Below are 22,687 nucleotides of genomic sequence, written 5' to 3' on the forward strand. Positions count from 1 at the left end.
CCGGGACCCATAGCCACCAACATTTGTTGGTGCGCGATGCTGGGGCCACAGCTCGCTTCAACCATCCAACCCTGTGGTAATGGGTCCCGGCTTTCGCCGGGACGACGATGGAGTGAGACCTGATCTCACGCCACCAGCGAAAACTTCGGCCCGCTTGTGAGCACCGACTGGTTGCGACCGTTGGCCTTGGCGGCGTAGAGCGCCTTGTCGGCGGCTTCGACGAGGTCGGCCCATGACTGGCCGGGACCCGGCCGCATGCTGGCGATGCCGATGCTTACCGTCGTGGTGATATCGCCCTCGCACCATTGCTTGACCTTGAGACGAATGGCCTCGGCGATGTTGAATGCGTCGATCGCGCTGGTTCCGGGCAGCAGCACAGCGAACTCCTCGCCGCCGAAACGTGCGGCACATTCGCCGGCGCGGCGCACCGCATCCGAAATGCAGATCGCAATCCCGACCAGCACCTGGTCGCCGGCCTGGTGGCCATAGGTGTCGTTGTAGGCCTTGAAATGATCGGCATCGATCATCAACAGCGCGACCGGCTGGCCCTGCCGCGCCGCGCGCCGCCACTCGACGTCGATCTCGGCGTCGAACTTGCGGCGGTTCCTCAGGCCGGTGAGCGCGTCGGTCGTCGCCATCTCCTCGAGCCTTTCCTCGGCGGCGGCGCGGCGGCCGATCTCGCGGGCGAGGAACAGCGCCGTCGAGAGCACGAACACGATCAGCGCCGCCATGATGGCGCCGATCCGGATCGCTTCGGTGCGCCAGAGGTTGAAGATGTTCTCCAGCGGCTTGCCGACCACGACGAACAGCGGGCTCGCGCCGCCGCGCCTGACATAAAGCCGTGGCGTTGCGTCCACCGGACCCTTGCCGGCAAACGAGCCTCCGTCCTTGAGGTTCTCCGACCTCCAGGTGTTTTGCTCCGCGAGATTCTTGCCGATGACGTCGAGGTCGGACGGCGTCCGCATGATGATGGTGCGATCATGGCGCAGCACGGTGATGGTGTCGCCGGGCGCGAGGTTCAGCCGGCCGAACAACTCGTGGAAATAGCTGAAGCGGATCGAGCCGACCACGACGCCGAGGAAACGGCCGTCTTCGCCCGTGACGCGCCGGCTCAGCACAATGGCATAGGCGCCGCGATGCAGCATCGGCCGGCTGATGAACAAGCCGACGTCGGGACGGTCGCGGTGAACGGTGAAATATTCCTCATCGCTGCGGTTTTCCGGGCGCGGATCGAGGCTGGCGGCGTCGATGGTCAAATTGCCGCCTGCGTCGAACACCTGGATCGCGCCGAAATGCTGGGCGGTCGCGGCGTGATCGAACAGGATCAGATGGAGGAGTTCCTTCTTGACGCTATTGAGTTCTGGCATCACCAGATTGCTGGTGACCGCACGCAGCGACAGGTCGTAGAGCTCGATGTTGCGGCTGATGTCGGCGTCGATCCCTGACGCCAGATTCTCCAGCGTCTGGCGGGCAAGCTCCTCCTCGCCGCGGCGCATGTCGAACATCACGCTGGCGCAGATTGCGGAGAAGCCGATGACGGTCGCGACCGACGAGGCGATCAGCAGCTTTGCCGATAGCCGCCAGCGCCGTCTTGCGTCTTTTCCCCGCCGAAATGACATGTCCCGCTCCAAAGCGCTGTCATGCATCGGGAAATCTTGTTGTCGCCTTAAGTGACGACAGCAGCCGCCGAATGGGTTAACGGGTGGTTGCCGGAATCATGATTCTTGTCATCGAGGGCCCCTTGAACGACTACGACCCGCTGCGGGACTATCTGAAGAAGCAGCATCTTCCCGAATTCGTGCTGACCTTCGAGGAGATCGAAGCGATTATCGATGCGGCGCTGCCGCGCGCCGCGCATCGCGCGTCGTGGTGGGAAACCTTGCGCAGTCCGCAGGAGAAGATGCCGCAACGCGAAGCCTGCCTCGACGGCGGCTACATCGCCACGCGCCAGGCGGACGGCACGAGCGTCAAATTCAAGAAGATGCCGCAGCGGCGGGGCGACAGGAGTTAGCTCGCCGCTTCCAGCCGTTCCTCGGTGAGCAGCCGCGTTGCGGCGTCGGCGTCCATCGGCTCGCCGAAAGCGAAGCCTTGGGCGTATTCGCAGCCGAGCTGGTAGAGCTCGACCGCATCCGAATCCGTCTCGGCGCCTTCCGCCACCACGTCCATGCCAAGGTCGTGGGCCAGCGCGATGATCGATTTGAGGATCACCGGGCGGGTGCCGCGGCTGGTGGTGCGGACAAAGGACTGGTCGATCTTGATGGTGTCGAACGGGAAGCGCTGCAAATAGGACAGCGAGGAGTGGCCGGTGCCGAAATCATCCAGCGACAGCCCGGTGCCGAGTTCGCGGATCCGCGCCAGCATCTGGGCGGCGTGCTCCGGGTTCTCCATGACCAGCGATTCCGTCAATTCGAGCTTCAGCGTGCCGCGCGCCACCGATGAGCGCGATAGCACCGTACGGATGTCGTGGATCAGATCGTGGCGCAGCAATTGCCGGGACGAGACGTTGACGGAGGCGAAGATCGGCTCGCGCGCGCGCATCGCGCGCTGCCACACAGCGAGCTGGCGAGCGGTCTGGTCCATCACGAACATGCCGAGATCGACGATCAGGCCGGTCTCCTCGGCGACGCCGATGAATTCCGACGGCGACATCCGCCCGAGCTTGGGATGGTCCCAGCGCACCAACGCCTCGAAGCCGGCGATCGAGCGATCCTCCAGCCGGACGATCGGCTGGTACAGGATGGTGAGCTCCTGGCGCTCGATGGCGCGGCGCAGGTCGCTCTCCAGCGTCAGGCGGTCGGTCTTCCGCGCGCGCATCGCCGGCTTGTAGACGTCGATGCGGTCGCCACCGATGCGCTTGGAATGATACATCGCAAGCTCGGCATCCTTGATGATCTCGTCGGTGAGCGGCGCCTGCGGATCTGACAGTGCGAGGCCGATCGAGGCGGTCAGGAAGATCTCGCGGTCGTTGAACGCGATCGGGGCGCGGATGGTCTTGCGGATGGTTTCGGCGAAATTGGTGATCCGCGCCGAGTCCTGCTCGGACAGCAGGATCAGGCCGAACTGGTCGCCGGCGAGCCGCGCCAGCGTGTCCTGCGGTTTGAGGATGCGGGTCAGCCGTCGCGCCAGTGTCAGCAGGATCGAATCGCCGACCGCGATGCCGACGGAATCGTTGACCTGCTTGAAGCGGTCGAGATCGATCACCATCAGCGTCGGCCGCAGCGCCGGCATGGTCTTGGCGAGGTTTGCGACCGCGCCGAGGCGATCCATGAACAGCCGGCGGTTCGGCAGGCCGGTCAGATTGTCATGCACGGAGTCATGAAGCATCCGCTCTTCGGCGTTCTTGGCCTCGGTGACGTCGGTCAGCGTACCGACCACGCGCGAGACTTCGCCATCGGAGCCGACCACGGGCCGCGCCTTGAGCGCGAACCACATGAAATGGCCATCCGGGGTGCGCAGCCGGAAATCCTGCACCAGGCGGCCGCGGCGCTGGTCGAGCACGCTGTCGAGTGCGGCGCGGAAGCGGTCCTGATCGAGCGGATGCAGCACCTCCAGCCATTTGGCGGCGGGACCTTCCAGCGTGCCGCGCTTGAGGCCGAGCAGGGCTTCGGTTTCAGGGCTGGTGAACACCTTGTCGGCGGAGACGTCCCAGTCCCAGATCAGGTCGCCCGAGCCGGTCAGCGCCAGCGCGCGGCGCTCGACGTCGGAGACGATTCCGGTGGTCGCGCCGCCGCCGGCGAAGGCGTGCTGCATCACCGTAAATCCGATCAGCATCACGATCAGCACGAGGCCGCCGAGCAAGGCCGGGCCGACGATGTCGTTGGTCACCGAGCCGGCGACCGTCATGCCGGCCGCGATCACCCAGATCACCAGCAGGAACCAGGTCGGGATCAGCAGCACCGCGCGGTCGAAGCCGTGGGTCGAGAGATAGACGATCAGCGCAAAGCCGGCGAACGCGATCATCACCAGCGACATCCGCGCGATGCCGGAGGCGACCGCAGGATCGAACAGCGCAAGCGCCACCAGCGAGCCGAGGAAGGCGAGCCAGCCGATCGTGATGTGCGAGTAGCGGACGTGCCATCGGCTGAGATTGAGATAGGCGAACAGGAACACCAGCAATGTCGCCGCGAGGATCGCCTCGCCTGCCGCGCGCCAGACGCGCTCGGCGTTGTTCGACATGTCGAGCACCTTGCCCCAGAAGCCGAAGTCGACGCCGATGTAAACCAGAACCGCCCAGGCCAGCGCGGCGGCGGCCGGGAACATGATCGAGCCCTTCACGACGAACAGAATGGTGAGCACGAGGGCTAGAAGTCCGGAGATGCCGATCACGATGCCCTGGTAGAGCGTGAACGAGTTGACCTTGTCCTTGTAGGCGTCGGGTTCCCACAGATAGAGCTGCGGCAGCTTGTCGGTGCGCAGCTCCGCCACATAGGTGACGACAGCGCCGGGATCGAGCGTGATGCGGAACACGTCGGCGGTCGGGCTCTCCTGCCGCTCCGGACGGTCGCCGACCGACGGTGTGATGGTGGCGATGCGGGACAGGCCGAGGTCGGGCCACAGCAGGCCTGATGACACGATGCGATAGTGCGGCGCAACGATCAGGCGGTCGAGCTGGTCGTCGGTGTTGTTGGCGAGCGCGAACACCACCCAGTTCTGGCCGCCTTCGCGGGCGCGGACCTCGATGCGGCGGACGATGCCGTCGGTTCCGGGCGCGGTGGAAACCTGGATGCGGTCGGCCTCGGTGTGCTGATGGTCAAGCACGGCGGTCAGGTCGATCGCGGGCGCGTCACCGCGGACGCTGACGGCGTCGATCGCGTACGCGTCAGGCGCAGCGGCAAAAATCATGAGGCCCAGCGCCAACAGCGCAAGGCACCTGATCAGACGCAATGTCAGTACTCCGCGATCGACAATCTGTCCGAGCCCGGCGACCGGCTCGGTGGCGCGATAGATGACACGAAAGCGAAGGAAATCAAAGGGTTTCCACCCCTGCTTCGGTCGCGATCGTTAAGCGACCAACACAATTTTGCCAATATGTTCGCTGGTCTCCATGCGCCGGTGTGCGTCCGCGGCCTTTTCCAGCGGGAATGTGCTGTCCATCAGCGGCTTGATGCGGCCGTCGCACAGCAGCGGCATCACCTTCGCCTCGATGGCCGCGACCATTGCCGCCTTATCCGCATTACTACGGGGACGCAGCGTCGAGCCGGTGTGATGGAGACGCTTGACCATTAGCTTGGCGAAATTGGCTGATGCCTTTGGTGTTCCCGAGAGGAACGCGATCTGGACGATGCGACCCTCGACGGCGGCGGCATCGTAGTTCCGATCGATGTAGTCGCCGCCGACCATGTCGAGGATGACGTTGGCTCCCCTCCCGCCCGTGAATGTCTTCACGGCCTCGACGAAATCCTCGCTTCTGTAGTTCACCGCGTGATCGGCGCCGAGCTTGAGGCAGGCCTCGGCCTTGTCCTTGGAGCCGACGGTGACGATCACCTTGGCGCCGAACGCTTTCGCCAGCTGGATCGCCATGGTGCCGATGCCCGACGAGCCGCCATGGATCAGCAGCGTCTCGCCGGCCTTCAGCGCGCCGCGCTCGAACACATTGTGCCAGACCGTCATCAGCGTTTCCGCCGTGGCGCCGGCTTCCTGCATCGACAGCGCCGGCGGCACGGTCATCGCCTGCGCGTCCTGCGCGATGCAATATTGCGCGTAACCGCCGCCGGCGACCAGCGACATCACCTTGTCGCCGAGCTTGTGCCGGTGAGCGCCTTCGCCGAGCGCGACCACTTCGCCTGCGATCTCGAGGCCGGGCAGGTCGCTTGCGCCGGGCGGCGGCGGATAAGAGCCGGAGCGCTGCGCGACGTCGGGACGGTTGACGCCGGCGGCCGCGACCTTGACCAGGATCTCGCCCGGACCTGGGACCGGCACCGCGCGGGTCTCGGGCACCAGCACCTCCGGGCCACCCGGCTTGCTGATGGCGACGACGGTCATTTGCGTGGGGACCTGTGGCATGGTGCGTCCTTGGTCAGGGAAGGGGATCGGCGGATGGCATAACGCCTTTTCCGCCGAAGTGAAACGCCTAGACCCCAAACCTTGCAGCCAGTTGGCCTGCTCGCTCAGGCGTGATTTTTTCAACCAGCGGGCCGAGTTGCGCCACGGGCGTGCCGGCGCCGGCGTCGAGCAGGTCAGCGAGTGGGCCATTGGGCCAGCTTGGCACGGCATCGTCGCGGCCGAAGGCGCGCAGCACCCGTTCCGACAGCTGAGGCACGATGCACCACGCCAGCACCGCGCAGATGCCGACGAGATTGAGCCCGGTCCGCGTCACCACGGCGGCGCGAAGGCGATCGTTCCTGATCGCCGTCCAAGGTGCTGTGTGCTGCAGATAGGCATTCGCGAGATCCCAGATGGCGCGGGTCGCGGCGGCGGCGGCGCGAAATTCCAGCGCATCGTGATGGTCGCGGAGCGCCGCGATGCGCAGCTCCAGATCATCCGCAAGCCGCCGCTCGGCCTCGTCGGGCACGCCGCCTGCGGGGATGCGGCCATCGAAGGCGCGATGGACAAAGCTGATGATGCGGTTGGCGAGGTTGCCGAAGATGTCGGCGAGATCCTTGTTCACGTCACAGACGAATTTCGCGACGCTGAAATCGGTGTCGGCACTTTCAGGCGCGTTTGATATCAGCCACCAGCGCCAAAGGTCGGCCGGCAATTCCTCCAGCGCCTGGTCGGTGAAAATGCCGCGATTGCGGCTGGTGGAGAACTTGCCGCCTTCGTAATTCAGCCAGTGAAATCCCTTGATCACATCGGCCGTCGTCCACGGCTCGCCGGAGCCGATCAGCGTCGCCGGGAAGCTCACGGTGTGGAACGGGATGTTGTCCTTGCCGAGAAACTGGATGTAGCTGACGTCATCGGCCTGCCACCACCATGTCCGCCAGTCGCGGCCTGGCTCTGCGGCCGCCCATTCCTGCGTGGCTGCGATGTAGCCGATCGGCGCATCGAACCAGACGTAGAACACCTTGCCGTCGAATCCCTCGCGCGGCACCGGAATGCCCCAGGCCAGATCGCGCGTGATGCAGCGATCTCTAAGTTCGGCGTTGAGCCAGCCCTTCGCGGTCGAGACAACGAACGGCGGCCAGCCGGTGCGGCTGTCGATCCACGCACTCAACTTCGCGACCAGTTGCGACTGGCGCAAAAACAGATGACGGCTTTGGCGGAGCTCGAGCGCATGGTCGCCGGACAGGGCCGATCGCGGCGCGATCAGCTCGGGCGGATCGAGCAGTGTGTCGCAATGGTCGCATTGATCGCCGCGCGCGGAAGCATCGCCGCAATGCGGGCAGGTGCCGAGCACGTAGCGGTCGGGCAGGAAGCGCCGGTCGGCGGGCGACCAGACCTGCTGGACTTCGCGTGCCTCGATCAGTCCGGCGGCGTCGAGCTTGCGATAGAAGTGCTGCGTCAGTGCCCGGTTCTGCGGCGAGCTGGTGCGCCCGAAATGATCGAAGGAGAGCGCGAACCGGCGGTAGATGTCGGCCTGGACGGTGTGTTGGGTGTTGCAGAAGGTCCTGACATCCTGGCCGGCTGCGATGGCGCCGAGTTCGGCGGGCGTGCCGTGCTCGTCGGTCGCGCAGATGAACAGGACATCGCAGCCGGTTTGCCGCCGGTAGCGGGCATGGACGTCGGCGGGTAGCAGGGAACCGACGAGATTGCCGAGGTGCTTGACGCCGTTCACATAAGGAAGGGCGCTGGTGATGAGAATCTTGGTCATGGGTGCGTTCTTTCGCGTTTGACAACGCCGACCCCGGAAAAATCAAACCGGAAAATCAAAAAGCCCTCCCGCGTGATCGGAAGGGCTTGGGGTCGGCTCATGCCTGGTGCGCATCGACGCGCATCTATCCCGTCCGGTCAGACTCCTTGCGGTCGGGCCGGGGCATTCGCGTCAGATGTTGCGCACACACGAAAGTCACTGCAAATTCTCCTTGCAGGCGGATAGATATCATCTCGTGGTGCAAAATGCCAGATCAGGCTTCGGGAATGGCCGGGAGGACACATGCCGATTGAGGAAGACGACCGCCCGCGGAAGAAGATCACCCACGAGATCGGACAGGATCTCGCGCTGTTGTCGGTCGAGGAACTGACCGAGCGCATCGCGCTTTTGAATGCCGAGATCGACCGCCTGAACGTGGCGATGACGAAGAAGCGCGCGTCAAAGGATGCCGCGAACAGCATCTTCAAGTCGTAATTCAAGAGGCGACAGTGAGAGCAACGTGTCTGGTCGGCTTGATCGCGGCCGTGATGATTGCCGGTGCGGCCCTCCCGGCCTTGTCCGTCACGCCGGCAAATTGTTCGAAGGGCGAAAGAACCGCGCGCGAATGCAAGGAGCGCGACTGCCGGCGGCTGTTCGAATCGAACCTTGCCGCGTGCAACGAACTGCCTGCCAACAAAGCCTGTGTTGATATGGCGAAGTCGCAGAGGGGCCGCTGCGATCAATTCTGCGACGCCAACTATTCCGATGCCGGGGTTGGTTGTCCGGAGAAATAAGTCACGCTGGTCGCTTGCGCTCACGTCGTCCCGGCGAAAGCCGGACCCATAACCACCGCTACTCCTCGTCGCGCATCGCTGGGGCCATAGCTGCGCGCAACACGGGCATTGGTGGTTGTGGGTCCCGGCCGTCGCCGGGACGACTCGTGGGTGGACTTAGGTCCTGTCCCAGACTGGGCCATTGGCCGACATGGCAAACAAAGTCTCAAGAAATCCGCTCATTTACCGTTCGTTAGGCTTTCTCGATTATGACTTTATTGTCCTCGTTTGGACACCGAGTGGCTCCTGTCCACTCTGTTTGACGCCTCCCTGTTATCAACTTCAAAAGCCGCCGGAAACGGCGGCTCTTTTTTGTGCGCCCCACCAGCTGGAAACCATAACTATGGTTGCGGCTGGACTCTTGGCCACGCCCGCGCAATGATTTGTTCATCATAAGCCGGCGCGTCAGACGCCGGCGGGCGTTACGGTGGTGTGAGGGCGTTAACCATGGCGGATCGTTCCCTGAGCGAATCCGGTCTCGTGCTGTTCAGTGAACGGCTGACCAATTCTGCGGCCTTTGGCGTGCTGTTCCGGGAAGGTATGGACCTGGTCGAGCAGACCGCAGCCTATCTCGACGGCGACGGCCGCAACGAAGCCAAGGCGCTCGAACGCGCCGTCAGCCTGACCTATGCCACCGAGAGCATGCGCCTGACCACGCGGCTGATGCAGCTGGCGTCCTGGCTGCTGCTGCATCGCGCGGTCAAGGAAGGCGAGATGACGCTGACCCAGGCCAATCGCGAAAAGACCAAGGTCAAGCTGTCGGCCGCCGATCCCGGCGCATCCGACATGATCGAGAAACTGCCGCAGCAATTGCAGGATTTGATCTCCCGCTCGATGGACCTGCAAACGAGGGTGCGCCGGCTCGACACCACGATCCATGCGCCTGCCCCCGATCACGCCTCGATCGGCAATCCGCTGGTGCCGCAGCTCAACCGGCTGAAGGCCGCGTTCGAGCGGTAAGCGTCAGGCGTCACGACGCGTGGCGGGGCCCAGGCCGTGTCCTCTGACTGAAGTCGGCGCGCGCCTAGGACTAGCGGAACGAAGACGTTCCGCCCTTCTTGATTAGATGTTGCAATGAGCATCGCCGCGGCACACGCCCACAATTTCTTCTCGGACGTTGTAAAAAACAACGCCTTATGGACCATCCGAGATGATGCGGGATTCCCGACATCCACAAACCCGTCGAGTGAAACCTCAATGCCGTTCTGGTCGAGCGAAGACCGTGCGCAACGAATAATCGACAACGTACTCGCATATCGCGGCTTCACGACGCATCGTCTGGCTCTTTCTGAGTTCTTGGAGCGTTGGTTGGTGGGGTTAGAAAGTGATGGCTTGATGGTCGGCATAAACTGGTCAGGTACGCACGTCTCGGGTTACGACTATTCCCCATCAGACGTACGCAACCGTCTTCGAGAAGCGATGAAGTGACAGTCGTCCCTTCGCCATTTGTCGTGCGTCTATTCTTGGGCTCAGCCTAAGAAGCTGCGACTTTACTAAATGGTCTAGCTGCTTATGGTCCGCCGCGGCGTACCGTGCCGATCCATCACCTTGCGCAGGCGCATCACCGCCGCCTCCAGCTCCTCGGGCGCGAATCCGCCGAAGCCGAGCATCAGGCCGGACCGCGGCTTCGCCTTGTACATCGGTGAAATCGCCCGCGCGACGATCCCCTCGGCAAGTGCTGCCTTCGCCAGCCGCACATCGTCTGCGCCCTGCGGCAACCACAGCAGCAGATGCATGCCCTGATCGCTCGGCTGCAGTGTGACATCATCAGGCATGTGGCGCTCGAGCGCCGCGATCAGTGTTGCGCGGCGCGCCGCGTAGACGCCGCGGATGCGCCTGATATGGGCTTCGAAGAAACCCTCCCGCATATAGGCTGCCAGCACGTGCTGGTCGGCGGTCGGTGAATGCCGGTCGAGCAGCGCGCGTGCGCCGGCGAAGGCATCGATCAGCGGCAGCGGCGCGACGACATAACCAAGCCGCAGCGAAGGAAATAGCACCTTGCTCAGCGTGCCGAGATAGACCACGCGCGACGGATCGAGGCCTTGCAGCGATGGGAAGGGATGGCCGGCGTAACGCAGCTCGCTGTCGTAATCGTCCTCGACGATCCAGGCGTTGCGGCGCTGCGCCCATGCGACGAGAGCCTTGCGCCGCGCCATGCTGATCGGCATGCCCAGCGGATAATGATGCGAGGGCGTGACGAAGGCTGCCGTCGCGTTCGGGCAGGCGGCCACTCCGGCGTCGACGTCGATGCCCTGCGCATCGACCGGGACGTGCGTCGTCACGACGTCGAGATCGTCGAGCACGGCGGTCATGCCGGGATAGGCGGGATCCTCGGCCCAGACATGATCGCCGCGCGAGAGCAGCACGCGGCCGGCGAGGTAAAGCCCCTGCTGGGTGCCGGCGGTGATCATCACCTGTCCGGGCTCGCAATGCACCGCGCGCGATTTGCGGACATAGTCGGCGATCGCCTGCCGCAATTCCATCACGCCGCGCGGATCGCCATAGCTCGACGGCGCCGCGGCGCGCGAGGCCCGCACCCGGTTGCCGAGCCGCCGCCAATTGTCATCAGGAGCGACGGCGCCGCCAGGAACGGGAATCGCAAACGGCGCTTCCGGTATCGGCGTGAAGGCGGCCGCGACCGCGCCAAGCCGTTTGGCGCGCGGTGTCATCGGAAGGGGCGATGTCGGGGCATTCCGGTCGAGCTTTGGACGGGCTGGCCGCGGCTGCTCTGCGAGCATTGCCGCCACCCGCGTGCCGGCGCCGATCTGCGTTTCCAGATAGCCCTCGGCCTGCAACTGCTCGAAGGCCTCGACCACAGTGCCGCGGGCCACGCCGAGCGAGGCCGACAGCGCGCGGGTCGAGGGCAGCAATTCGCCTGCCTTGAGCTGATTGCCGGCAATGGCTGCGCGCAATGCCTGTGCGATCTGGCGTCCGACCTGCCCTGCGGCGCGGTCGACCGTTCCGAGGCAGGGAATACTTGTCGTGGCGCGAGGGCGTGGCATAGTGGCCTAGTCAAAATGACAGCAAGTGGTCCTTATCATAGACCACTTTGCCGCTATCATGCGAGCCATCACTGATGAGGTTTGCTATGTACCTGCCGCCGCACTTCAAGATCGACGAACTCGGTGCGATCCACGCCGCGATGCGCGCCTCGCGGCTCGCGACGCTGGTCACGTCCACCGCGGACGGATTGATCGGAACGCCGCTGCCACTGATGCTTAGCGAGAGCGAGGGCGAATACGGCACGCTCTATGGCCACGTCGCGCGGCCCAATCCGCAGTGGAAGACGGCGGCGATCGGCGAGGCGATGGCTGTTTTCACCGGGCCCGACGCCTATGTGACGCCGTCCTGGTATGTGACCAAGGCCGAGCACGGCAAGGTGGTGCCGACCTGGAACTACGTCTCCGTGCACGCCTATGGATCGGCCGAGTTCTTCGAGGATGCGGATCGCCTGCTCGATATCGTGACGCGGTTGACGCAGCTGCACGAGAAGTCGCGTGAAGAGGTCTGGCAGGTCAGCGACGCGCCGGCCGATTTCATTAAGGCGCAGCTCCGCGGCATCGTCGGCTTCCGCATGCCGATCACGCGGTTAGATGCGAAGAAGAAGATGAGCCAGAACCGCAAGATCGAGGATCGCGCCGGCGTCGTCGCGGGTCTCGGCGAAAGCGACAGGCCCAGCGATCACGAAGTCGCCGCGATGATCCCGACCACCTGAGGCCAGTGTCCGAAATGGAATTGTACATCGCCTTCGCGATCACGACCGCGACCTTTGCATTGATGCCGGGTCCGGCCATGCTCTATGCCGCGGCCCGCACCTTGGCGGGCGGCAGGCGCGCCGGCCTGATGGCCTCGCTCGGCCTGCATCTCGGCGGTTACGTGCATGTGTTCGCCGCGGCCGCCGGCCTCGCACTGCTGTTTCATGCGGTGCCGCCGCTGTTCATGGCGATGAAGCTTCTCGGCGCGGCCTATCTGGTCTGGCTCGGCCTGTCGCTGTTCCGCGATCGCGACAGTGCGAAGCGGCCGGAGCTTGCACCCGTCTCGGCGCAGCGCGCGTTCGCGCAAAGCATCGCCGTCGAGGTGCTCAATCCGAAGACCGCTATCTTCTTCCTGGCGTTCCTGCCGCAATTCGTCGACGCATCTGCAAGCCTGCCGGTCTGGAGCCAGCTTCTCGTGCTCGGCATCATCGTCAATCTGATGTTCTCGATGGTCGATATCGTCTGCGTGGTGTTCGCCAGCGCAGTGATGTCGAAGCTGCAGCGCTCGCGCAGGTCGCAGCGATTGATGCAGAAGATCGGCGGCAGCATCCTGATCGGCCTCGGCGCGCGGTTGGCGTTCCAGGATCGGTAGCGCAGGGCGTAGCTAACGCGTGCATCGCTCTCGCAATTTCCTTCGAGCGCGGATGTAAGACTCACAAGCCGTGCAACATACTCGGTGTCGTCCCGGCGCAGGCCGGGACCCATAATCACCGATGTCAGTCGTTGTGCAACGCTGGTACGACGAGTCTCGCGTACGACACCCGCCGCGGCGTATGGGTCCCTGCTTCCGCAGGGACGACAGCGAATATCAGGCAGCGGCAGCGCATCGACCCACCCCACAAACAAAAACGCCCCCGCGATGGGGCGTTTGCATCGGATCGCAGAGGCGATCTGATCAGGCTTAGTCCTTCTTGAGGAAGCCCGAAAACTTCTTCTGAAAGCGCGAGACACGGCCGCCACGGTCCATCAGCTGCTGGCTGCCGCCGGTCCAGGCCGGGTGCGACTTGGGGTCGATATCGAGGTTCAGCGTGTCGCCTTCCTTGCCCCAGGTGGTCCGGGTCAGGTACTCGGTGCCGTCGGTCATGACGACCTTAATCGTATGATAATTCGGGTGAATATCGGCTTTCATGACAGTTCCTTCGGCGCGCCGGCGCCCGTCTCAAGATCAATCGGATACGGGATTTGGGCGGCTCTATAACCCATGGGGCCTCCTAAAACAAGGCCAGGAAACCAGCCAAAACTATCACCGGATTGGGACTTTCCGCCCATTTGCCAGCCGGGGTGGACGGGCCTATCTGGGGGCGCAGAAACCGGTCCGGGATTCATGAGCGTAGCCGAACAGATTGAGCCCCCTCGCGGCACGCCGCAGCCCCCGCGCGACGCCTTGCTCGAGGAGGAAGCCTTCATCGAGAGCCAGCTCACTGAGCCGGCCAAGAACAGCGCCCGCTTGCGGCCGTTGCTGGCGCTTGCACCCTATGTGGCGCGCTACAAGGGCCGCGCGATCCTCGCCTTCATCTCGCTCACGGTCGCGGCGATCACCACGCTGATCGTGCCGGTCGCGGTGCGGCGGATGATCGACATGGGCTTCACGCCCGAAGGCATCGCGATGATCAACAGCTATTTCAGCGTGATGATCGCGGTGGTCGCGGCTCTCGCCGCCGCCAGCGCCTCGCGCTACTACCTCGTGATGACGATCGGCGAGCGCATCGTCGCCGATCTCCGGCGCGACGTCTTTGCGCATCTCGTCGCGCTATCGCCGGCGTTCTTCGATTCCTCGCGCTCCGGCGAATTGGTGTCGCGGCTCACCGCCGACACCACCCAGATCAAATCGGCGGTCGGCGCCTCCGTCTCGATCGCGCTGCGCAACATGATGCTGTTCATCGGCGCCGCCGCGATGATGGTGATCACGAGTCCCCGATTGTCCGGCTTCGTGCTGCTGGCGATCCCGATCATCGTGATTCCGCTGGTGGCGTTCGGCCGCTGGGTCAGGCGGCTGTCGCGCAACGCGCAGGATACGCTGGCGGATGCCAGCGCCTACGCCTCCGAATTGATCGGCGCGATCAGGACCGTGCAGGCCTATACCAGCGAGCGGTTCGCCAACACCCGCTTTGCCCGCGAGGTCGAACAGGCCTATGAGGCGGCGCGCAGCTCGACCAAGGCGCGCGCGGTGCTGACGCTGATCGTGATCTTCATCGTCTTCTCCAGCGTGGTCCTGATCCTCTGGGTCGGTTCACACGATGTGCTGACCGGGGCGATCAGTCCGGGACGGCTCGGACAATTCATCCTCTATGCGGCGTTCGCCGCGAGCGGCCTCGGCCAGCTCAGCGAAGTCTGGGGCGAGGTCTCGGCCGCATCGGGGGCTGCCGAGCGGCTGTTCGAGATCGTGCGGGTCAAGCCGGAGATCGCTGCTCCCGCCAGGCCGCGCGCGTTGCCGCAGCCGGCGCGCGGCGATGTCGGCTTCGATCAGGTCAGCTTCGCCTATCCGACCCGGCCCAATGCGCTGGCCATCGACGGCGTCTCGCTGTCGGTCCGCTCGGGCGAGAAGGTCGCGATCGTCGGCCCGTCCGGCGCAGGCAAGAGCACGCTGTTCCATCTCTTGCTGCGCTTCTACGATCCGAAGTCGGGCACGATCTCGCTCGACGGCGTGCCCATCAAAGAGGTCGATCCCGTCGACGTCCGGAAGCGCATCGCGCTGGTGCCGCAGGATTCCGTGGTATTCGCGACAAGCGCCCGCGACAACATCCGCTTCGGCCGCCCCGATGCATCGGATGCCGAGGTCGAGCGCGCTGCGGATTTGGCGCACGCCACCGAATTCCTGCGCCGCTTGCCCGGCGGCTTCGAGACCCAGCTCGGCGAGCGCGGCGTGACGCTGTCCGGCGGCCAGCGCCAGCGCATCGCGATCGCACGCGCGATTTTGCGCGATGCGCCGCTGTTGCTGCTCGACGAGGCGACCTCGGCACTCGATGCCGAAAGCGAGACGCTGGTGCAGACCGCACTGGAAGAGCTGATGCGCCAGCGCACTACGCTCGTGATCGCGCATCGGCTCGCGACCGTGCTGTCCTGCGACCGCATCCTGGTGATGGACCAGGGCAAGATCGTCGAGCAGGGCACCCACACAGAGCTGGTCGCCGCCAACGGCCTCTATGCGCGGCTGGCGCGGTTGCAGTTCGAGGGGATTTGATCCTCTGCGGGTTGTCGCAACAATCCTGACCCGGTTGTTGCGATGAGTGCGATGCATTTTTGTGTCTTGGCCCCGCATGGCACCGGTCGTAAGCCTCTCGCGGGCCGTCCGGCCTTGGGGACCTCAGTTTCGGAATGCGGGAGCAGCAAGATGGGTGGTTTGGTGATCAGCGGCGGCCGGGTGGTGGATCCGGCCAGCGGGATGGACGCTATCGGCGACGTGGCGGTGGTGGATGGCCGGATCGCCGCTGTCGGCACCGGGCTCGGCGGCGCTGAGCGCCAGATCGACGCGACCGGGCTCGTGGTGGCGCCCGGCTTCATCGACCTCCACGCGCATGGCCAGACCATCCCCGCAGACCGCATGCAGGCCTTCGACGGCGTGACGACGACGCTCGACCTCGAGGCCGGCGTGTTGCCGGTCGCATCCTGGTATCAGCGCCAGGCCGCAAAGGGACGCGTGCTGAACTACGGCGCCGCCACCAACTGGGCGTTCGCCCGGATCGGCGCGATGACCGGCTCCAACGCGGAAAGCTCGCTGGAGGCATTCGGCAACGCGATGCGTGATCGCCGCTGGATGGACAATGTCGCCAGCGAAACCGAGATCGCCGGTATCCTTGAGCGCATTGGCAACGGCCTGAACGAGGGCGGCATCGGCATCGGCATTCTCAACGCCTATGCCCCGGGCGCCGGCGTGCAGGAGCTCACCGCGGTGTGCCAGCTGGCGGCGGCGCAAAATGTGCCGACCTTCACCCACGTCGCCTATATGTCGCGCATCGACCCGGAAAGCGCGGCCGAGGCCTATATCCGCCTGATCGGCTATGCCGGCGCCACCGGCGCGCACATGCACATCTGCCATTTCAACTCGTCCAGCAAGACCGACGTCGAGCGTTGTGCCGTGCTGATCGCCAAGGCGCAGGCGCAGGGCCTGCCGATCACGGTGGAGGCGTATCCTTACGGGACCGGTTCGACCGTGCTGGCGGCGGCCTTCTTCAGCGATCCCGAATTCGAGGAGCGCAATGGCCTCGGCTACGATTCGGTGCAGCGCGTGACCGACGGGCACCGCTTTGGAAGCCGGGAGGAATTGCTGGCGGCCCAGGCGGAAGAGCCCTCCACGCTGGTGCTCTGGCACGTGCTGGATATCGAGAACAACCCGCACCATCGCGACCTCCTCGACATGTCGGTGCTGTATCCCGGCGGCGCGATCGCATCCGACGCGATGCCCTGGACGCTGTCGGACGGCAGCGTCTACACCGGCGACGCTTGGCCGCTGCCGGACGACGCCACCTCGCATCCGCGCTCGGCGGGTTGCTTCACCCGCTTCATCCGCGAATGGGTGCGCGAGCGCCGGAAGGTGTCGTTGATGGAAGGCATCCGCAAATGCGCGCTGATCCCGGCCGAAATCCTCTCCGCCAGCACGCCGGCGATGCGCAGCAAAGGCAAGCTGCAGGCGGGCGCCGATGCCGACATCGTGGCGTTCGACTTCGAGACGCTGAGTGACCGCGCGACCTTCACCGCGATGAACCGCGCATCGGAGGGCGTCCGGCATCTGGTCGTCAGCGGCCAGCCGCTGATATCAGACGGCGTGATGGATGTGGCGGCGCGGCCCGGCCGGCCGGTGCGCCGGCCCGTCGTCACCGCGAGCTGATTGTGCCGGTCCCGATCCTGCTCGTCGCGGGTTTCCTGGGAGCGGGCAAGACCACGGTCGTCAACCACCTGCTCGCGCACGCGGAGGGACGGCGGATTGCCGCCGTCGTCAACGATTTCGGCGCTGTTAACATCGATGCGGAGCTGATCGCAGGTGCCAGCGACGGCGTGGTGAGCCTGAGCAATGGCTGCATCTGCTGCACGTTGGAAGGCGATCTGCTTCGCACGCTCGCAACGTTGCTGCGGCGTGATCCGCGCCCCGAATTCATCGTGATCGAGACCAGCGGGGTGGCCGATCCCTCCGATATCGTGCGCAACCTGATGGACCCGGTGGTCTGGACGGAGGCGCCGCTCGAGACCGTGCTGTGCGTGGTGGACGCGACGCAACCTACGTCTATGTTGAACGATGCGCTGGTACGGTCCCAATTGCGGGCCGCCGATGTGGTGGCGCTGAACAAGGTGGACCTGGTGGATGCGGGGAGCCGCGCGCGAATGCGCGATGCGATCCGGGCATTGCGTCCTGCCGCGGTGATCGTCGACGCGGTGCATGGCGAGGTGCCGACGGCATTGTTGTTTCCTACTGATGTTGATCATGTGCCGGAGCCGCGCGAGCCGGGGCCGCGGCGGCCGACGTTCGATCGGTTCGAGACGCTGAGCTGGACGTCGGAACGGCCGGTGTCGTTGCCGCGCTTGCAGCAGGCGATCGGCCGGTTGGCGCCGAAGCTCGCGCGCGCGAAGGGATTGTTCGAGACGGTGGAGCAGCCCGGGCGGCTGATGGTGTTTCAACTCGCGGGCGGACGCGCAACGCTGGCACCCGGCGGAGTGCCGGCGCCCGGCGTGCCGCGAACACGGATCGTGTTCATTGCCGAACTCGGCGTTCTATCGCGCGCCGAGATCGATCGGATCATGGAGGGATGTGTCGACGCCGGGTGAAGGATTCACTGCGCCTCGTTGGGTTCGCCGAACCATCGCGACGCGGCCTGAGACGCTTCCTCAAGGTCGGGGGCCGATTCAGCGGCCCAGCCGACGAAGCCATCGGGGCGCACGAGCACCGCGCTAAACCCCAGCCGATCCTTCACGTCGCTTGCGACATACGCGATCCGGTCGCTCCAGCGGCCTGCGAGCGCCCGCAGCGGTGCCCGCGCGTCAAAATCCAGCAACAGGCCTCGTCCCGTCCTGAGGAGTTCGCCGAGCTTTGTCCCGTCGGCCAACTCGAAATCAGGTACGCTGCGGCCCACCAGCGGATGGCCGCCGCCAAGATCATAGCGGAGAGACAAGCCCCAGACGCGCTCGGCGAAGTATGTCGCGCCGTCACGCGTGTCGATGAGATCGCGGATGATCGCTTCGAGCGCGCGCGAACTCCTCGTCGGCCGCATCAGCGCGACCTGGGCGCGCGACCAGTCGAGGACCTGTGCTCCAACCGGATGGCGCTCGCTCAGATAGCTGTCGAGCAGGCCGGCCGGCGCGTCGCCACGGATCGTGGACGCCAGCTTCCATCCCAGGTTCATCGCGTCGCCAAGCCCGAGGTTGAGCCCCTGGCCGCCGAGGGGGGAATGGATGTGCGCGGCGTCGCCGGCGAGCAGCACCCGCCCGTTGCGATATGCGGTCGCCTGGTGGGCGCGATCCGTCCAGGTGGTGGCAAGCTGAAGGGCGGTCAAGGTGACGTCGGTGCCGGAGACGCGGCGCAAGACCGCTTGCACATGCTCAAGCGTAGTCGGCTGGATTCGGTGGAAAGCGCCACCGTCGAAATCGATCATCGCGATCGTGCCTGGTAGCGCGTAGGTATACATGCCCGTCGGCGTGTAGTGGCGGCCCGGGCGGAGCATGTCCGGATCGGCCATCTCGACCTCAACGGAATAGCCGGTGAACTCGGGATCGGTGCCGACGAACGCAAAGCCGCAAGCCTTGCGGACCGTGCTGCGGCCGCCATCGCAACCGACGAACCAGCGTCCGCGAAAGGTCTCACCGTCAGCGCGAATGGTCACGTCTTCGTCCGATTGATCGAAATCCTCGACGCCGACGCCGCGCCTGATCTCGGCCCCCATCGCGCTTGCGCGCGCGGCCAGGGCGGATTCGAGGTGCTCCATCTCGACCGCTATGTTCGTGCCGGCCGGACCGGGCAAGCGATACGGCCACTTCGCGTGATCGATGTTGTCATGGAAAAACTGGATGCCGGCGAAATGGCCAGCCGGGCGGCGCGGCTGTTGCATCCAATGCGCCGATGCCGGAGCGTTGCTGCTTTCCGCGTCGTCTTTCGCGCGTGGCGGCGTCGCGATGTCGTCGAGCAGCCCGCGACGGTAGAACGCTTCGATGGTCGGCACCGACAGGCCGCGCATGCCGAATGGAAGCCGCTTCAGGGGCGAGCGCGGGTCCTCGGTCTGCTCCAGCACCAACACCGAGAGGTTTGCGAGGCGTAGTTCACAGGCGAGAAACAGGCCGACGGGGCCGCCACCGGCAATCACAACATCATACATCGAAAGACAAATCCTGATCCCTGTCGGCAGCAATTCTCTCTTGAGAGATGCCACCGATCTCACTATAAATTCGCACTCAGTGCGATTTATTATCGCACTGAGTGTAATATTGCAAGTGGCGATCGACGGAGTGGGTTTTACATGAAAGGCGCGTCGGAACCGCCGCAGGGCCTGCGGGAACGCAAGCGGCATGAGACGTCGGAGCGGATCATCGAACGGGGTTTGAAACTGTTCGTGAAGCACGGTTACGAAGGCACGACGCTCGATGCGATCGCGGAGGCCGCCGGCATCTCGCGCCGGACCTTCTTCTATTACTTCAAGTCGAAAGAAGACGTTCTGCTGGCTGCGCATGATAGCGGCTTCCGGGAAGCGCTGAGGCCGACGATGCTCGACGAGCCCCCCGATCAGGCTCCGCTCGAGGCCGTCCAGAAGTGCCTGATCAAGCTCGCGTCACGCTACGAGACGAAGGAATCCGTCGTCTTCGATCGCCTGATGCAATCGACCGAGGCGCTCCGCGCGCGAAAGGAAGCCGTTTTCATCGAGACAGAGCAGATCCTGCTGGACGCGATGTCCGAGCTTTGGCCTGCACCGGCACGACGGGACGGGCTTCGGCTGGTCGCGATGGTGGCGATGGGGACGCTGCGTCTGGCGCTGGACAAGTGGAAACAGAACGACGCGGCACACCCGCTGGCCTATTACATCCGCCAGGGCTTTACCCTGTTGGCAAAACAGTTCTGAAGCTCGGCGGACCTTCCGGTGCCCGATCTCAGCCGAAGTCGTGCATCAACCGGCTCCAGTCTTCGCCGGCGAGGCCTCCGACATAGATATCACCGCGCACAACGGCTTCGTTCACTTCCGGAACGCGTGTCAACGCCATGGCGAAGGCACGGTGTCGGAATAGAAGCCACCGCTGCATCCCTAGCCGGCCATCAGAGCCGGTTGCGCACGGCCGCGGGCTTCGACATGGCCGGTGCTCTCGAGATGGCGGAACATCGCAGCCCGCACGCCAGCCTCCTGGCCGGGAAGTGACAGGACGTTGAGAACATGCACGGTCCGCCCCGGAGCCGCATAGTAGACAAAGCAGCCAATGATCGCGCCGGAGGGATCGGCGATCGCGCGGATCGTGAACGCGCCGAGTTTGGTGTTCTGCGCTGCCAGGCCGACCAGCCAACCGAGTTCGTCCTCCGACCAGAGCGGCCGTACGGCGTGGTGGGCAATGAGCCGGGGCGCGTGCGCGAGGAAGTCCGGAACGGACATCTCCAGCACCTTCAGGTCGGCCGCGCCCACGATGTCTTCATCGCCGCGCAGGCGGCTCAGCAGAGCGTCAATGGGACGAGCGAGCGTTGCCAGGACCAGATCGCTTCGGCGCGGAGAGCGCAACGAAAGGCGTCCGATGAGTGCCCCCAGCGGACGGAAGGTCCGCACCCATTCCAGGTTCAGTATCGGAATCGTTTTTCCGCCGATGGCCAACAGCGACTTGGCGCTGGTCGGCGATGCGCTGTCACAGAACGAAAAATCAGCGTGTTTCGGCCGTAAACCAAGATTGAGCTGGGCTGCTCCTGCGGCCTCCTTGTTCGTCATGAAGACGCCGAGAAGCCGCCCCGGAACGACATTGCCGCAGGCGACGAAACGCATCGGGACCGAGAGGAGCGCGCTGGAGATACGGCCGTCCTGCTGTTCATAGATCTTCGTACCCGCCGCCGCACTGTAGCAGGGAGATCCCAAGGTTAACGCGTGCAAGCGCCCCTGAAGACGTTGAGGAAGAGACGCGCGACCGCGGGAACGTCTGCCGTCGTCATGGGCCTGGCAGCGCCCTTGCGTGACGTTTGCCCGTCAGCCTGGATTATTGGTCCGGAGGGCTGACGCGGACGATCTGGCACCAACGATAGGCCGTCACGCGGATGCGCAACCTCGACAGCTGTATGGGACATTAAGCTCAACATGCATGTTCCGCCACTTCGTCTCTTGCAAAAATGCGACAGCGTCGTCGGACGGCAGGATCAAATGCAAAATCAAGAGAATGTCGATAACCTCGGGTTGATCGACATCACGCAAGCAGCAAATCTGGATTTTCTCCGCCTGGGCGCGCGTCCTTGCGTCGACTCTCTAACTTCACATGTGGGCCGTCAAGAAATTCAACTTGTGGAGGTTAATGCGACGCGCCTTGCCGCCAGGCAGGTCGCAGCATTCCTGCTCCGCCGCTACTTGGGCGGAACACCATGCGCAATCAGCCGGCTGCCTCGGCCGCTCAAATCGGGGTGTGGCTGAATAGGTGTTTTGACGTTCTTGTAAGCCGCAGCACAGATGCGCTGAACGCCTCGCGGCCTACGGATCCAGCTCCGTATCCCAGTAGAGATAGTCGAGCCAGCTGTCGTGCAGATAGTTCGGCGGGAACAGCCGGCCGTTGCGATGGAGCTGGTGGACGGTCGGCGCATAGGGCGCCTGCCTCGGAAACATCCTGGCTTGCTGCGGCGTCAGATTGCCCTTGCGCAGATTGCAGGGCGAGCAAGCGGCGACAACGTTTTCCCAGGTGGTCTGGCCACCCTTGCTGCGCGGAATGATGTGGTCGAAGGTGAGGTCGTCATCCGCCGAGCAGTATTGGCAGATGAAGCGGTCGCGGAGGAAGACGTTGAAGCGGGTGAAGGCGGGGTGGGTCGACGGCTTGACGAAGGATTTGAGGGATACGACGCTCGGCAGCTGGATTTCGAAGGACGGACTTCGGACCGCCCTGTCGTAATATTCGACGATGTTCACGCGATCGAGAAACACCGCCTTGATCGCGTCCTGCCAGGACCAGAGCGACAGCGGGTAATAACTTAGCGGCCGGAAGTCCGCATTCAGCACAAGTACCGGCCAACCGCCTTGTGAGACATGTGCGTTCAAATAACGCTCCTGACTCCCATTAGCTGCGAAGCAGCATGCACTCACATACTACAGGCAGCGTGACGGGATTGTGAAGAGCAATGAGCGGCTTATCCGCGGCCAGGTCGCCATGTTCCTGCCCCGATTGCGTCCCGGCCATAAGGGCCGCTAAAGGGTACCGTGAGGCCTTGACGGCCGTCCACGGACCCC

At 64.5% G+C, this 22,687-nt stretch carries 20 protein-coding genes; 11 read left to right on the plus strand and 9 right to left on the minus strand.

Annotated features, from left to right (window positions below; translation table 11 throughout):
• Positions 1–125: 125 nt before the first annotated feature.
• On the minus strand, positions 126–1,619 hold the full coding sequence (locus tag UP10_RS12110) for a sensor domain-containing diguanylate cyclase (RefSeq protein WP_044587559.1): 1,494 nt from the start codon (positions 1,617–1,619) through the stop codon (positions 126–128).
• A gap of 122 nt (positions 1,620–1,741) precedes the next feature.
• Here UP10_RS12110 and UP10_RS12115 point away from each other — a divergent pair, with 122 nt between their 5' ends.
• On the plus strand, positions 1,742–2,011 hold the full coding sequence (locus tag UP10_RS12115; protein ID WP_044587600.1) for a hypothetical protein: 270 nt from the start codon (positions 1,742–1,744) through the stop codon (positions 2,009–2,011).
• Here the strand turns inward: UP10_RS12115 and UP10_RS12120 are convergent.
• The 3 genes from UP10_RS12120 to metG all read right to left on the minus strand — a co-directional run bounded on the left by UP10_RS12120 (position 2,008) and on the right by metG (position 7,750).
• Positions 2,008–4,884 carry an EAL domain-containing protein gene (locus UP10_RS12120; protein ID WP_044587560.1) on the minus strand — a complete coding sequence of 959 codons (2,877 nt, stop codon included), beginning with the start codon at positions 4,882–4,884 and terminating at the stop codon, positions 2,008–2,010. The genes UP10_RS12115 and UP10_RS12120 overlap by 4 nt on opposite strands.
• Positions 4,885–5,001: 117 nt before the next feature.
• Entirely contained in the window at positions 5,002–6,003 is a 1,002-nt protein-coding gene (locus UP10_RS12125) for an NAD(P)H-quinone oxidoreductase (RefSeq protein WP_044587561.1), read from the minus strand.
• Between the two features lie 67 nt (positions 6,004–6,070).
• Positions 6,071–7,750 (minus strand): methionine--tRNA ligase, encoded by a 1,680-nt coding sequence (metG, locus tag UP10_RS12130; protein ID WP_044587562.1) that lies wholly within the window; start codon positions 7,748–7,750, stop codon positions 6,071–6,073.
• A 282-nt stretch (positions 7,751–8,032) separates the two neighbouring features.
• Here metG and UP10_RS12135 point away from each other — a divergent pair, with 282 nt between their 5' ends.
• The 4 genes from UP10_RS12135 to UP10_RS42920 all read left to right on the plus strand — a co-directional run bounded on the left by UP10_RS12135 (position 8,033) and on the right by UP10_RS42920 (position 9,990).
• Positions 8,033–8,224 (plus strand): DUF1192 domain-containing protein, encoded by a 192-nt coding sequence (locus UP10_RS12135; RefSeq protein ID WP_044587563.1) that lies wholly within the window; start codon positions 8,033–8,035, stop codon positions 8,222–8,224.
• Positions 8,225–8,274: 50 nt separating this feature from the next.
• Entirely contained in the window at positions 8,275–8,523 is a 249-nt protein-coding gene (locus UP10_RS12140; protein WP_156179794.1) for a hypothetical protein, read from the plus strand.
• Positions 8,524–9,009: 486 nt separating this feature from the next.
• Positions 9,010–9,522 carry a protease adaptor protein RcdA gene (gene rcdA, locus UP10_RS12145; RefSeq protein ID WP_044538100.1) on the plus strand — a complete coding sequence of 171 codons (513 nt, stop codon included), beginning with the start codon at positions 9,010–9,012 and terminating at the stop codon, positions 9,520–9,522.
• A 114-nt stretch (positions 9,523–9,636) separates the two neighbouring features.
• Positions 9,637–9,990, plus strand: coding sequence for a DUF2750 domain-containing protein (locus UP10_RS42920; RefSeq protein WP_082077068.1), 354 nt, complete (start codon positions 9,637–9,639; stop codon positions 9,988–9,990).
• Positions 9,991–10,064: 74 nt separating this feature from the next.
• Here the strand turns inward: UP10_RS42920 and pdxR are convergent, their stop codons facing one another.
• Positions 10,065–11,564 (minus strand): MocR-like pyridoxine biosynthesis transcription factor PdxR, encoded by a 1,500-nt coding sequence (gene pdxR / locus UP10_RS12150; protein WP_044587565.1) that lies wholly within the window; start codon positions 11,562–11,564, stop codon positions 10,065–10,067.
• Between the two features lie 86 nt (positions 11,565–11,650).
• Here pdxR and UP10_RS12155 point away from each other — a divergent pair, with 86 nt between their 5' ends.
• Together UP10_RS12155 and UP10_RS12160 are read left to right on the plus strand one after the other, a co-directional pair.
• Positions 11,651–12,277 carry an FMN-binding negative transcriptional regulator gene (locus UP10_RS12155; protein WP_044587566.1) on the plus strand — a complete coding sequence of 209 codons (627 nt, stop codon included), beginning with the start codon at positions 11,651–11,653 and terminating at the stop codon, positions 12,275–12,277.
• A gap of 14 nt (positions 12,278–12,291) precedes the next feature.
• A complete protein-coding gene (locus UP10_RS12160; protein ID WP_044587567.1) occupies positions 12,292–12,909 on the plus strand; it encodes a LysE family translocator in 618 nt (205 codons plus the stop codon).
• 309 nt (positions 12,910–13,218) lie between these two features.
• Here UP10_RS12160 and rpmE read toward each other — a convergent pair whose 3' ends face one another.
• Positions 13,219–13,446: a 50S ribosomal protein L31 gene (gene rpmE, locus UP10_RS12165; protein ID WP_044538104.1), complete on the minus strand. Its 228-nt coding sequence runs from the start codon at positions 13,444–13,446 to the stop codon at positions 13,219–13,221.
• Positions 13,447–13,641: 195 nt separating this feature from the next.
• On the opposite strand from rpmE, the gene UP10_RS12170 reads away from it, so the two are divergent.
• The 3 genes from UP10_RS12170 to UP10_RS12180 all read left to right on the plus strand — a co-directional run bounded on the left by UP10_RS12170 (position 13,642) and on the right by UP10_RS12180 (position 18,074).
• The gene (locus tag UP10_RS12170) at positions 13,642–15,498 is read left to right on the plus strand and encodes an ABC transporter ATP-binding protein/permease (RefSeq protein ID WP_044587568.1); all 1,857 of its coding nucleotides are present in this window, start codon (positions 13,642–13,644) and stop codon (positions 15,496–15,498) included.
• 150 nt (positions 15,499–15,648) lie between these two features.
• Positions 15,649–17,142 carry an amidohydrolase family protein gene (locus tag UP10_RS12175; protein ID WP_044587569.1) on the plus strand — a complete coding sequence of 498 codons (1,494 nt, stop codon included), beginning with the start codon at positions 15,649–15,651 and terminating at the stop codon, positions 17,140–17,142.
• 2 nt (positions 17,143–17,144) lie between these two features.
• A complete protein-coding gene (locus UP10_RS12180) occupies positions 17,145–18,074 on the plus strand; it encodes a CobW family GTP-binding protein (protein WP_044587570.1) in 930 nt (309 codons plus the stop codon).
• Between the two features lie 5 nt (positions 18,075–18,079).
• On the opposite strand, the gene UP10_RS12185 is transcribed toward UP10_RS12180, so the two are convergent.
• Entirely contained in the window at positions 18,080–19,615 is a 1,536-nt protein-coding gene (locus UP10_RS12185; RefSeq protein WP_044587571.1) for an FAD-dependent monooxygenase, read from the minus strand.
• Positions 19,616–19,756: 141 nt separating this feature from the next.
• On the opposite strand from UP10_RS12185, the gene UP10_RS12190 reads away from it, so the two are divergent.
• Entirely contained in the window at positions 19,757–20,353 is a 597-nt protein-coding gene (locus UP10_RS12190; protein WP_044587572.1) for a TetR/AcrR family transcriptional regulator, read from the plus strand.
• Positions 20,354–20,533: 180 nt separating this feature from the next.
• Here the strand turns inward: UP10_RS12190 and UP10_RS12195 are convergent, their stop codons facing one another.
• Positions 20,534–21,355, minus strand: coding sequence for a hypothetical protein (locus tag UP10_RS12195; protein WP_156179796.1), 822 nt, complete (start codon positions 21,353–21,355; stop codon positions 20,534–20,536).
• A gap of 585 nt (positions 21,356–21,940) precedes the next feature.
• The gene (locus UP10_RS12200; RefSeq protein ID WP_044587573.1) at positions 21,941–22,498 is read right to left on the minus strand and encodes an HNH endonuclease; all 558 of its coding nucleotides are present in this window, start codon (positions 22,496–22,498) and stop codon (positions 21,941–21,943) included.
• Between the last annotated feature and the right edge of the window lie 189 nt (positions 22,499–22,687).

The organism is Bradyrhizobium sp. LTSPM299 (genome assembly GCF_000938235.1).
Classification (GTDB): Bacteria; Pseudomonadota; Alphaproteobacteria; order Rhizobiales; family Xanthobacteraceae; genus Bradyrhizobium.